The sequence below is a fragment of the Priestia sp. HNGD-A6 genome (assembly GCF_045784335.1).
In the GTDB taxonomy this organism is placed as follows: domain Bacteria; phylum Bacillota; class Bacilli; order Bacillales; family Bacillaceae_H; genus Priestia; species Priestia zanthoxyli.
This window is the reverse complement of the sequence record NZ_CP138621.1, coordinates 2,508,459-2,520,000: the sequence shown is the minus strand read 5'-3', so window position 1 is coordinate 2,520,000 and position 11,542 is coordinate 2,508,459. Positions and strand designations below refer to the sequence as shown.

General features: G+C 42.5%; 9 protein-coding genes, 2 rRNA genes and 1 riboswitch (1 of these 12 running past the window's edge). All 11 genes read left to right on the top strand.

What is annotated here, in order from left to right:
* Positions 1 to 2,429: ribosomal RNA gene (locus SCI76_RS12680) — 23S ribosomal RNA — on the top strand; it begins 507 nt to the left of the window's first position.
* Between the two features lie 63 nt (positions 2,430 to 2,492).
* Positions 2,493 to 2,608: ribosomal RNA gene (rrf, locus tag SCI76_RS12675) — 5S ribosomal RNA — on the top strand.
* A 166-nt stretch (positions 2,609 to 2,774) separates the two neighbouring features.
* Positions 2,775 to 2,975 carry an NETI motif-containing protein gene (locus SCI76_RS12670; RefSeq protein WP_014461942.1) on the top strand — a complete coding sequence of 67 codons (201 nt, stop codon included), beginning with the start codon at positions 2,775 to 2,777 and terminating at the stop codon, positions 2,973 to 2,975.
* A gap of 84 nt (positions 2,976 to 3,059) precedes the next feature.
* Positions 3,060 to 3,161: riboswitch (purine riboswitch) on the top strand.
* 128 nt (positions 3,162 to 3,289) lie between these two features.
* Positions 3,290 to 3,778 (top strand): 5-(carboxyamino)imidazole ribonucleotide mutase, encoded by a 489-nt coding sequence (purE, locus tag SCI76_RS12665; RefSeq protein ID WP_013055034.1) that lies wholly within the window; start codon positions 3,290 to 3,292, stop codon positions 3,776 to 3,778.
* Positions 3,771 to 4,916 carry a 5-(carboxyamino)imidazole ribonucleotide synthase gene (gene purK, locus SCI76_RS12660; protein ID WP_013081438.1) on the top strand — a complete coding sequence of 382 codons (1,146 nt, stop codon included), beginning with the start codon at positions 3,771 to 3,773 and terminating at the stop codon, positions 4,914 to 4,916. The genes purE and purK overlap by 8 nt, the downstream gene beginning before the upstream one ends.
* Positions 4,913 to 6,205: an adenylosuccinate lyase gene (gene purB / locus SCI76_RS12655; protein WP_013055036.1), complete on the top strand. Its 1,293-nt coding sequence runs from the start codon at positions 4,913 to 4,915 to the stop codon at positions 6,203 to 6,205. The genes purK and purB overlap by 4 nt, the downstream gene beginning before the upstream one ends.
* A gap of 74 nt (positions 6,206 to 6,279) precedes the next feature.
* The gene (gene purC / locus SCI76_RS12650) at positions 6,280 to 6,987 is read left to right on the top strand and encodes a phosphoribosylaminoimidazolesuccinocarboxamide synthase (protein ID WP_013055037.1); all 708 of its coding nucleotides are present in this window, start codon (positions 6,280 to 6,282) and stop codon (positions 6,985 to 6,987) included.
* 7 nt (positions 6,988 to 6,994) lie between these two features.
* Positions 6,995 to 7,246, top strand: a complete 252-nt coding sequence (purS, locus tag SCI76_RS12645; RefSeq protein ID WP_014461938.1) for a phosphoribosylformylglycinamidine synthase subunit PurS — start codon at positions 6,995 to 6,997, stop codon at positions 7,244 to 7,246.
* Complete coding sequence (gene purQ, locus SCI76_RS12640; protein WP_013055039.1) at positions 7,243 to 7,929, top strand: phosphoribosylformylglycinamidine synthase subunit PurQ; 687 nt, start codon at positions 7,243 to 7,245, stop codon at positions 7,927 to 7,929. Before purS ends, purQ begins: the two co-directional genes overlap by 4 nt.
* Positions 7,913 to 10,144, top strand: a complete 2,232-nt coding sequence (purL, locus tag SCI76_RS12635; RefSeq protein ID WP_034263934.1) for a phosphoribosylformylglycinamidine synthase subunit PurL — start codon at positions 7,913 to 7,915, stop codon at positions 10,142 to 10,144. The genes purQ and purL overlap by 17 nt, the downstream gene beginning before the upstream one ends.
* Complete coding sequence (purF, locus tag SCI76_RS12630; protein WP_013055041.1) at positions 10,120 to 11,535, top strand: amidophosphoribosyltransferase; 1,416 nt, start codon at positions 10,120 to 10,122, stop codon at positions 11,533 to 11,535. The genes purL and purF overlap by 25 nt, the downstream gene beginning before the upstream one ends.
* Positions 11,536 to 11,542 lie beyond the last annotated feature (7 nt).

Genomic DNA, 11,542 nt, shown 5'->3' with positions numbered 1-11,542 from the left:
CGTGAGGGAAAGGTGAAAAGCACCCCGGAAGGGGAGTGAAAGAGATCCTGAAACCGTGTGCCTACAAGTAGTCAGAGCCCGTTAATGGGTGATGGCGTGCCTTTTGTAGAATGAACCGGCGAGTTACGATCCCATGCAAGGTTAAGCTGATAAGGCGGAGCCGTAGCGAAAGCGAGTCTGAATAGGGCGTTTAGTATGTGGTTGTAGACCCGAAACCAGGTGATCTACCCATGTCCAGGGTGAAGTTCAGGTAACACTGAATGGAGGCCCGAACCCACGCACGTTGAAAAGTGCGGGGATGAGGTGTGGGTAGCGGAGAAATTCCAATCGAACCTGGAGATAGCTGGTTCTCTCCGAAATAGCTTTAGGGCTAGCCTCATGTTGTAAGAGTCTTGGAGGTAGAGCACTGATTGGACTAGGGGCCCCCAACGGGTTACCGAATTCAGTCAAACTCCGAATGCCAAAGACTTATCCATGGGAGTCAGACTGCGAGTGATAAGATCCGTAGTCAAAAGGGAAACAGCCCAGACCACCAGCTAAGGTCCCCAAGTATACGTTAAGTGGAAAAGGATGTGGAGTTGCTTAGACAACCAGGATGTTGGCTTAGAAGCAGCCACCATTTAAAGAGTGCGTAATAGCTCACTGGTCGAGTGACTCTGCGCCGAAAATGTACCGGGGCTAAACGTATCACCGAAGCTGTGGATTGACATCTTTGATGTCAGTGGTAGGAGAGCGTTCTAAGTGCAGCGAAGTCAGACCGTAAGGACTGGTGGAGCGCTTAGAAGTGAGAATGCCGGTATGAGTAGCGAAAGACAAGTGAGAATCTTGTCCACCGAATGCCTAAGGTTTCCTGAGGAAGGCTCGTCCGCTCAGGGTTAGTCGGGACCTAAGCCGAGGCTGAAAAGCGTAGGCGATGGCCAACAGGTTGATATTCCTGTACCACCTCCCCGCCGTTTGAGTAATGGGGGGACGCAGTAGGATAGGGTAAGCGCGCTGCTGGATATGCGCGTTCAAGCAGTTAGGCTGATGAGTAGGCAAATCCGCTCATCATAAAGGCTGAGCTGTGATGACGAGGGAACTATAGTACCGAAGTTCCTGATTCCACACTGCCAAGAAAAGCCTCTAGCGAGGCGGGAGGTGCCCGTACCGCAAACCGACACAGGTAGGCGAGGAGAGAATCCTAAGGTGATCGAGAGAACTCTCGTTAAGGAACTCGGCAAAATGACCCCGTAACTTCGGGAGAAGGGGTGCTCTGGTAGGGTGTATAGCCCGAGAGAGCCGCAGTGAATAGGCCCAGGCGACTGTTTAGCAAAAACACAGGTCTCTGCGAAGCCGCAAGGCGAAGTATAGGGGCTGACGCCTGCCCGGTGCTGGAAGGTTAAGAGGAGGGGTTATCCTTTGGGAGAAGCTCTGAATCGAAGCCCCAGTAAACGGCGGCCGTAACTATAACGGTCCTAAGGTAGCGAAATTCCTTGTCGGGTAAGTTCCGACCCGCACGAAAGGCGTAACGATCTGGGCACTGTCTCAACGAGAGACTCGGTGAAATTATAGTACCTGTGAAGATGCAGGTTACCCGCGACAGGACGGAAAGACCCCGTGGAGCTTTACTGTAGCCTGATATTGAATTTTGGTACAGCTTGTACAGGATAGGTAGGAGCCTGAGAAGCCGGAGCGCTAGCTTCGGTGGAGGCGTCGGTGGGATACTACCCTGGCTGTATTGAAATTCTAACCCGCGGCCCTGATCGGGCCGGGAGACAGTGTCAGGTGGGCAGTTTGACTGGGGCGGTCGCCTCCTAAAATGTAACGGAGGCGCCCAAAGGTTCCCTCAGAATGGTTGGAAATCATTCGTAGAGTGTAAAGGCACAAGGGAGCTTGACTGCGAGACCTACAAGTCGAGCAGGGACGAAAGTCGGGCTTAGTGATCCGGTGGTTCCGCATGGAAGGGCCATCGCTCAACGGATAAAAGCTACCCCGGGGATAACAGGCTTATCTCCCCCAAGAGTCCACATCGACGGGGAGGTTTGGCACCTCGATGTCGGCTCATCGCATCCTGGGGCTGTAGTCGGTCCCAAGGGTTGGGCTGTTCGCCCATTAAAGCGGTACGCGAGCTGGGTTCAGAACGTCGTGAGACAGTTCGGTCCCTATCCGTCGTGGGCGTAGGAAATTTGAGAGGAGCTGTCCTTAGTACGAGAGGACCGGGATGGACACACCGCTGGTGTACCAGTTGTCTTGCCAAAGGCATCGCTGGGTAGCTATGTGTGGACGGGATAAGTGCTGAAAGCATCTAAGCATGAAGCCCCCCTCAAGATGAGATTTCCCATAGCGCAAGCTAGTAAGATCCCTGAAAGATGATCAGGTTGATAGGTCAGAGGTGGAAGCGTGGCGACATGTGTAGCTGACTGATACTAATCGATCGAGGACTTAACCAAATTTTTAAAAGCGTAAGCTTTACTCAGCAAACAGTTATCTAGTTTTGAGAGAACAATCTCTTGTCTGGTGGCGATAGCGAAGAGGTCACACCCGTTCCCATACCGAACACGGAAGTTAAGCTCTTTAGCGCCAATGGTAGTTGGGACTTTGTCCCTGTGAGAGTAGGACGTTGCCAGGCCAATAAAAAGACTAGTCATTCAATGACTAGTCTTTTTTGTTTCTAAAAATTACAGCATGAATTTAACTTTTAAATTATGTTACACTATAGTGGATTCATTTAATTTTTTATTATAAAAGTTCTTTTTGACGTTGTAAGAAACTTCTTTCAAACTGGAGGCTGCATTTTGGGTAAGAAATCAAAAAAAGTACTATACGAATTACAGGAAAATGAAACAATCGCAAGTTGTTTAGATCGGATGAAAAAAGATGGGTATATGCCCGTTCGACGAATGGAAAAGCCTATCTTTGAAGAAAAAGAAATAAATGGTAAAAAAGAGTATGTTCCGGTAAAGCAACAAATTGTTTTCGAAGGGAAAAGTCTCTAAATACGAACATTTTAATGATAAAAATAGTAAACATTCGATTTTTGGGTTGACTTTTTTCTGGTTTGGCTGTTATTATTAAGTTGTCAAATGAGATATCCGAAACCTCATATAATAGTGGGAATATGGCCCACGAGTTTCTACCCGATGACCGTAAATCATTGGACTATGAGGAGAGTACAATTACTAAATAGGTAAACATGATTCCTTTTCAAAAGGAATATTGATACATGAAACCTAGGGTAGTTGTGGCTTTCCTTTAGTGAGCCATAACATACCCTAGGTTTTTTTATAACGTGAAAAAGGAGCTTTTATTCATGAATGTAAAAGTTGCTGTTGTAATGGGCAGTCAGTCAGACTGGAGCACTATGAAATATGCGTGTGACATTTTAGATGAATTAAATATTGAATATGAAAAGAAAGTTGTATCAGCACATCGAACGCCGGATTATATGTTTGAGTATGCTGAAACTGCTAAAGAACGAGGGATTAAAGTTATTATTGCTGGCGCTGGGGGCGCTGCTCACTTACCTGGTATGATTGCCGCAAAAACAATTTTACCTGTAATAGGAGTACCCGTTAAATCAAGTAACTTAAACGGTTTAGATTCACTTTTATCGATTGTTCAAATGCCAGGCGGCGTACCGGTAGCTACAGTAGCTATTGGGAAAGCTGGTTCTACGAACGCTGGCCTGCTAGCAGCACAAATCTTAGCAACACAGGATCCAACGTTAAGTGATCAACTTGAAAATCGTAGAGAGTCTATTAAATCATCCGTGTTAGAAAGTAGTGATCAACTTGTCTAATTTACTTATACCTCCTGGTAAAACAATTGGAATCGTAGGCGGTGGACAGCTAGGAAGAATGATTGCACTATCTGCTAAAGAAATGGGTTATTACATTGCAGTGCTTGAACCAACAGAAGATTCTCCTTGCGGTCAAGTAGCAGATATTAAAGTCATTGGCAACTATGATGATAGAAAAGCGGTTGAACAGCTTGCTGAAGTGTCAGATGTCATCACCTATGAATTTGAAAACGTTGATGTTGAGATGATGAAATGGCTAGAAACAAAATGCTACGTGCCACAAGGCAGTCATTTACTAGCCGTTACACAAAATCGTCGTTTAGAAAAAGAAATGATTACAAAGCTTAATCTAGACGTTCCTGATTACGCAATCGTTACGACTGAAGAAGAACTTTTAAAAGCTGTCGAAACAATTGGTTATCCATGTGTCGTAAAAACTTGCCGAGGCGGATATGACGGTAAAGGGCAAGTTCTAGTGAAAAATGAGAATAATATTCGTGAAGCAGCTGAGCTATTAGCACAGTCGGAATGCATTGTAGAACAGTGGATGAACTTAGATAAAGAAGTATCAGTTATTGTACACCGCAATGCAAAAGGCGAAACGGTATGTTTACCAGTAGCTGAGAACATTCATAAGCATCATATTTTGCACCAAACGATTGTTCCGGCACGTATTACAGCAGATCAAGAAGCGAAAGCTCTTCAATATGCGCAAGAAATAGCAAAAGGATTAGATTTAGTTGGTACATTAGCAGTTGAGATGTTTCTAACTGAAGAAGGTCAGCTTTATATAAATGAAATGGCACCTAGACCTCATAATTCAGGTCATTATTCAATCAATGCTTGTGATCTTTCTCAATTTCAGCAGCATGTAAGAGCCATTTGTAACTGGACCCTAGCACAGCCGACTTTATTAAAACCTGCTGTTATGGTTAACCTATTAGGGGAACATATTGAGAACACAATGGCAAAAATCGAATGTTTAGATGATATGCACTTGCATTTGTACGGAAAAAAAGTTGCAAAAGAGAAGAGAAAAATGGGACATATCACGGTATTAGCTGATAAGATAGATGAGGCGATAGAAAAAGCCGAATCTCTAGGAATTTGGGAAAGAACGGAGGAAGTAACAACATGATTGAACGTTATACAAGACCAGAAATGGCAGCTATTTGGACAGAAGAAAATAAATTTAAAGCTTGGTTAGAAGTTGAAATTCTAGCTTGCGAAGCATGGTCAGAATTAGGACATATTCCGAAAGAAGATGTGAAGTTAATTCGTCAAAATGCATCTTTTGATATTAACCGCATCAATGAAATTGAATTAGAAACGCGTCATGACGTAGTAGCTTTCACTCGTGCAGTATCTGAAACGCTTGGTGAAGAGCGCAAGTGGGTACACTACGGTTTGACTTCAACTGACGTAGTTGATACAGCTCTATCTTATTTATTAAAGCAAGCTAATGAAATCTTGCTAAGTGACGTAGAGCGCTTTGTAGAAGTACTAAAGGAAAAAGCTCAAGAACATAAGTATACGGTTATGATGGGACGTACGCACGGTGTACACGCTGAGCCAACGACATTTGGTTTGAAAATGGGATTATGGTACGAAGAAATGAAGCGTAACCTAGAGCGTTTAAAACGTGCTGCAGCTGAAGTGGAATTCGGTAAAATGTCAGGAGCAGTTGGAACGTTCGCTAACATCGATCCTTTCGTTGAAAAATACGTATGTGAGAAGTTAGGAATTTCACCAGCACCAATCTCTACGCAAACATTACAGCGTGACCGTCATGCACACTATATGTCAGTACTAGCGTTAATTGCGACATCTATTGAGAAATTTGCAGTAGAAGTTCGCGGTCTTCAAAAGAGTGAAACACGTGAGGTTGAAGAGTACTTTGCAAAAGGTCAAAAAGGATCATCTGCAATGCCTCATAAACGTAATCCAATCGGTTCTGAGAACGTAACGGGACTTGCTCGCTTAATTCGTGGCTATATGGTTACAGCTTATGATAATGTACCGCTTTGGCATGAGCGTGACATCTCTCATTCATCAGCAGAGCGTGTCATCTTACCTGATGCAACGATTGCTTTAAATTACATGTTAAATCGTTTTGCAAACATTGTTAAAAACTTAACAGTATTCCCTGACAATATGAAGCGCAACATGGATCGTACACTAGGATTAATTTACTCACAGCGTGTACTGTTAACACTAATCAATAAAGGCATGGTACGCGAAGAAGCATACGACTTAGTACAGCCAAAAGCAATGGAAGCATGGGAAACGCAAGTTCCTTTCCGTTCTTTAATTGAAGGCGAAGAGCGCATTACTCGCCACTTATCACCAGAAGAGATTGAAGATTGCTTCGATCATAAGCACCATTTAAAAAATGTAGATATGATCTTTGAACGTTTAGGTCTTTAATAAAAAAGGCAAGGCACGTCCTTGCCTTTATCTAAGAAAGTGTATCTGAATATTCTGTATGTAGAGGTGACAGCATGGAAAAGCAAGAGTTACTTTATGAAGGAAAAGCGAAAAAAATTTACGCTACTGATGAGCAAGATGTATTGTGGGTTGCTTATAAAAATGAAGCTACAGCATTCAACGGTCAGAAAAAAGCGGAGATTAGCGGAAAAGCACAGTTGAACAATCAAATTAGTAGTTTACTATTTTCAATGTTACATGAGCAAGGGATTACAACTCACTTTGTGAAGCAGCTTTCAGATCATGAACAAGCGGTTAAGAAAGTAGAAATTGTCCCGCTTGAAGTTGTTGTACGAAATGCTACAGCAGGAAGCCTTGCGAAGCGAATTGGCGTAGAAGAAGGTATTCGTTTTGAACAGCCAATCGTTGAACTTTATTACAAAGACGATGCGCTTGGTGATCCATTAATTCTTGCAGAACATGCGATTTTCCTTAAGGCTGCAACTCAAGAAGAGATTGATAGTTTAAAGGCACAAGCACTTCAAATCAACGAAATATTATCGAAATTTTTCAAAGATAAAGATATTTTCTTAGTAGATTTTAAATTAGAATTCGGCCGTACTTCTCAAGGCGACATTATTTTAGCGGATGAAATTTCACCTGACACTTGCCGCTTCTGGGATGTTCATACGAACGAAAAATTAGATAAAGATGTATTCCGCAGAGATTTAGGCGGTTTAACAGAAGCATACGAAAAAATCTTACAGCGAATCGGAGGATAACCCAACCATGTATAAAGTAAAAGTATTTGTCACATTAAGAGAAAGTGTATTAGACCCTCAAGGAGTAGCCGTTAAAAATTCATTGCACCGTATGTCTTATGAAGAAGTTCAAGAAGTACGCATCGGTAAATTTTTAGAGCTAACAATCGACAGCACAGATTCATTAGATGAACGCGTAAAAGAAATGTGTGAAAAGCTTTTAGTTAATACAGTAATTGAAGATTACCGTTACGAGGTTGAGGAGGTTGTCGTACAGTGAAATTTGCTGTAATTGTTTTTCCAGGATCAAACTGTGACGTAGATATGTATCATGCTATCAAAGATGAGCTTGGTGAAGAAGTAGATTACGTTTGGCACGATACAGAATCATTAGATCAATATGATGGTATCTTGCTTCCAGGTGGTTTCTCATATGGAGATTACCTTCGTTCAGGTGCTATCGCTCGCTTCTCAAATGTAATGGATGCTGTAAAAAAAGCAGCAAGCCAAGGAAAGCCAGTACTAGGTGTATGTAATGGATTCCAAATTTTATTAGAAGCAGGATTACTGCCAGGTGCTATGCGCCGTAATGAAAACTTAAAATTCATCTGTAAAACAGTGAATTTGAAAGTAGCTAATAACGAAACAATGTTTACAAATGCTTATGGCAAAGATGAAGTAATTGCTATTCCAGTGGCACACGGTGAAGGCAACTACTATTGTGATGAACATACGTTACAAAAATTGATTGAAAACAACCAGATTCTTTTCCAATACGCAGGTGATAATCCAAACGGAAGTCTTCAAGATATTGCAGGGATTACGAACGAAACAGGCAACGTATTAGGAATGATGCCTCACCCAGAAAGAGCGGTAAGCGATCTTTTAGGAAGCGCGGACGGACTTAAATTATTTCAATCAATCGTAAAGCAGTGGAGGGAACAAAATGTCGTTACTTCTTGAACCAAATGTAGAGCAAATTAAAGAACAAAAGTTATATCGAGATATGGGATTAACAGACGAAGAGTTTGCGAATGTAGAGCAACTGCTTGGTCGTACTCCTAACTATACAGAAACAGGCTTATTCTCTGTTATGTGGTCAGAGCACTGTAGCTATAAAAACTCTAAGCCTGTACTGAAAAAATTCCCTATCACGGGTGAAAAAGTATTACAAGGTCCTGGTGAAGGAGCTGGTATCGTTGATATTGGTGATAACCAAGCCGTTGTATTTAAAATCGAAAGTCATAACCATCCATCAGCGATTGAACCTTATCAAGGAGCAGCAACTGGTGTAGGTGGCATCATTCGTGACGTCTTTTCAATGGGAGCAAGACCGATTGCACTTTTAAACTCTTTACGTTTTGGTGAATTAACATCTCCAAAGGTTCGTCATTTGTTTGAGGAAGTAGTAGCGGGAATCGCAGGTTACGGTAACTGTGTAGGAATCCCAACAGTAGGTGGAGAAATTCAGTTTGAAGCTTCATATGAAGGAAATCCGCTTGTTAACGCTATGTGTGTTGGTTTAATTAACCACGAAGATATTCAAAAAGGTCAAGCTAAAGGCGTTGGCAACACGGTTATGTACGTAGGAGCAAAAACGGGACGCGACGGTATCCACGGCGCTACATTTGCTTCTGAAGAGCTATCTGATCAGTCAGATGAAAAACGTCCTGCTGTACAAGTAGGAGATCCATTTATGGAAAAACTTCTTCTTGAAGCTTGCTTAGAGCTTATCAAGTGTGACGCTTTAGTAGGTATTCAAGATATGGGTGCTGCGGGCTTAACAAGTTCTTCGGCAGAGATGGCAAGTAAAGCAGGTTCTGGTATTGAAATGAACCTTGATCTTGTACCTCAGCGTGAAACGGGTATGACACCATATGAAATGATGCTTTCAGAATCTCAAGAGCGCATGCTCATCGTTGTTGAAAAAGGCCGTGAAAATGAAATCGTCGAAATCGTTGAAAAATACGGATTAGAAGCTGTTTCAGTCGGTCACGTAACCGACGATAAGCGCCTTCGTTTAACTCATAACGGAGAAGTAGTAGCAGATGTTCCTGTAGATGCATTAGCAGAAGATGCACCGGTATACCACAAACCATCTCAAGAACCAGCATACTATCGTGAGTTCCAAGAGCAGTCAGCATACGCTCCTACTGTTGAAAATCACAGTGATATGTTAGTAACGCTTTTAAAACAGCCTACGATTGCAAACAAAGAGTGGGTTTACAACCAATATGACTACCAAGTACGTACAAACACAGTTGTATCTCCTGGATCTGACGCGGCGGTTGTTCGTGTACGTGATACAAATAAAGCATTAGCGATGACAACAGACTGTAACTCTCGCTATTTATACCTAGACCCGGAAGTAGGCGGCCGTATCGCAGTGGCAGAAGCTGCTCGTAACCTTGTATGTTCAGGTGCACAGCCTCTTGCGATTACAGACTGCTTAAACTTCGGTAACCCTGAAAAGCCAGAAATCTTCTGGCAAATTGAAAAAGCAACAGACGGTATGAGCGACGCTTGCCGTGAGCTATCGACTCCGGTTATCGGCGGTAACGTATCTCTGTACAATGAGACAAAAGGTGAAGCAATTTACCCAACTCCTGTTATTGGAATGGTTGGTCTAATCGACGATATCAACCATATTACAACTCAATATGCGAAGCAAAAAGATGACTTAATCTATGTTATTGGTAAAGCTGAAGCAGAATTCGCAGGTACTGAGCTTCAAAAAGTACTAGAAAACGGTACGGTATTCGGCCAGTCACCTAAATTAGATTTAGCGGTTGAAAAAACACGTCAAGATCAGCTTCTTCAAGCAATTCGTGAAGGCGCAGTTCAATCTGCTCACGATATTGCAGAAGGAGGATTCGCGGTAGCCCTAGCTGAAAAAGTGATGAACGGCAGCGGGTTAGGCGTAAACGTAACGGTAGACGGTGAAGCAACAGCAGAGCTATTCAGTGAAACACAATCACGCTTTGTCGTAACGGTTTCACCAGAGAATAAAGAAAAATTCGAAATGCTTGTACAAGATGCAACATTAGTAGGACGCGTAACAGAAGACGCAACATTAACTGTTAAACATCAAGAAAATGTTCTTGTTCAATCATCAGTTGAAGAATTAACTACTGCTTGGAAAGGAGCGCTTCCATGCTTGCTGAAATCAAAGGCTTAAACGAAGAATGTGGCGTATTCGGTGTATGGGGACATGAAAATGCAAGCCAGATTGCTTATTACGGTTTGCATAGCTTGCAACACCGCGGACAAGAAGGCGCTGGTATTGCTGTAACAGACGGAGAAAAAGTGACAGTGATGAAAGGCGTCGGTCTTGTTAACGAAGTATTTGGCCACGGAGAGTTAGAGCAACTAAACGGTAAAGCAGCAATTGGACACGTTCGTTATGCAACAGCTGGAGGCGGAGGGTTTGAAAATGTTCAACCCCTTCACTTCCGCTCTCATAGCGGAAGCCTTGCGTTAGCTCATAATGGAAACTTGGTTAATGCAAATGCATTAAAGCATCAGCTGGAAAACCAAGGGAGTATTTTCCAATCAACATCTGATACAGAAGTACTTGCTCATTTAATTAAACGAAGCGGCTATGAAGATATGAAAGATAAAGTGAAAAATGCTTTATCCATGGTTAAAGGCGCATACGCATTCGTTATTTTAACGGAAGATACGATGATGGTTGCACTTGATCCTCACGGACTGCGTCCATTATCAATTGGACGATTAGGTGATGCCTATGTAGTAGCTTCTGAAACATGTGCGTTTGATATTGTTGGAGCGGTTCATGAGCGTGATGTAGAGCCTGGTGAGTTACTTATTATTAATGATGAAGGTATTCAATCAGAGCGATTCACACTAAACGTAAACCGTGCTATTTGCAGTATGGAATATATTTATTTCTCAAGACCAGATAGTAATATTGATGGAATCAATGTTCACTCTGCTCGTAAAAACCTTGGGAAACAACTTGCAGTTGAGTCACCGATTGAAGCAGACGTTGTAACAGGCGTTCCGGATTCAAGTATTTCAGCAGCGATTGGTTTTGCAGAACAGTCAGGGATTCCATACGAATTAGGTTTAATTAAGAATCGATACGTAGGCCGTACATTCATTCAGCCTTCACAAGAATTGCGTGAACAAGGTGTAAAAATGAAGCTGTCTCCTGTACGTAAAATTGTAGAGGGTAAACGTGTTGTCATGGTAGATGATTCTATCGTTCGCGGCACAACAAGCCGTCGCATTGTTCGTATGCTTCGAGAAGCAGGAGCAACTGAAGTACATGTACGCATCAGTTCACCTCCTATTAAAAATCCATGTTTTTATGGAATTGACACATCGTCATCCTCTGAGTTAATTGCTGCTACGCGCTCTGTTGAAGAAATTCGTGAATTGATTGAAGCTGATTCACTTGTTTTCTTAAGCAACGAAGGTTTAGTAGACGCAATCGGCAGACAGTATGAAGGCAACGGCGGACAGTGTATGGCATGTTTTACTGGAAAGTATCCAACTGAAATTTATCCAGATACTGTACACCCTCATGAAAAGGTAACTTGTTAGTTTTAAC

Coding starts and splice junctions, on each gene's coding strand:
- purE (WP_013055034.1), top strand. CDS start 3,290: ATGAATGTAAAAGTTGCTGTTGTAATGGGCAGTCAGTCAGACTGGAGC.
- purB (WP_013055036.1), top strand. CDS start 4,913: ATGATTGAACGTTATACAAGACCAGAAATGGCAGCTATTTGGACAGAA.
- purC (WP_013055037.1), top strand. CDS start 6,280: ATGGAAAAGCAAGAGTTACTTTATGAAGGAAAAGCGAAAAAAATTTAC.
- purS (WP_014461938.1), top strand. CDS start 6,995: ATGTATAAAGTAAAAGTATTTGTCACATTAAGAGAAAGTGTATTAGAC.
- purL (WP_034263934.1), top strand. CDS start 7,913: ATGTCGTTACTTCTTGAACCAAATGTAGAGCAAATTAAAGAACAAAAG.
- purF (WP_013055041.1), top strand. CDS start 10,120: ATGCTTGCTGAAATCAAAGGCTTAAACGAAGAATGTGGCGTATTCGGT.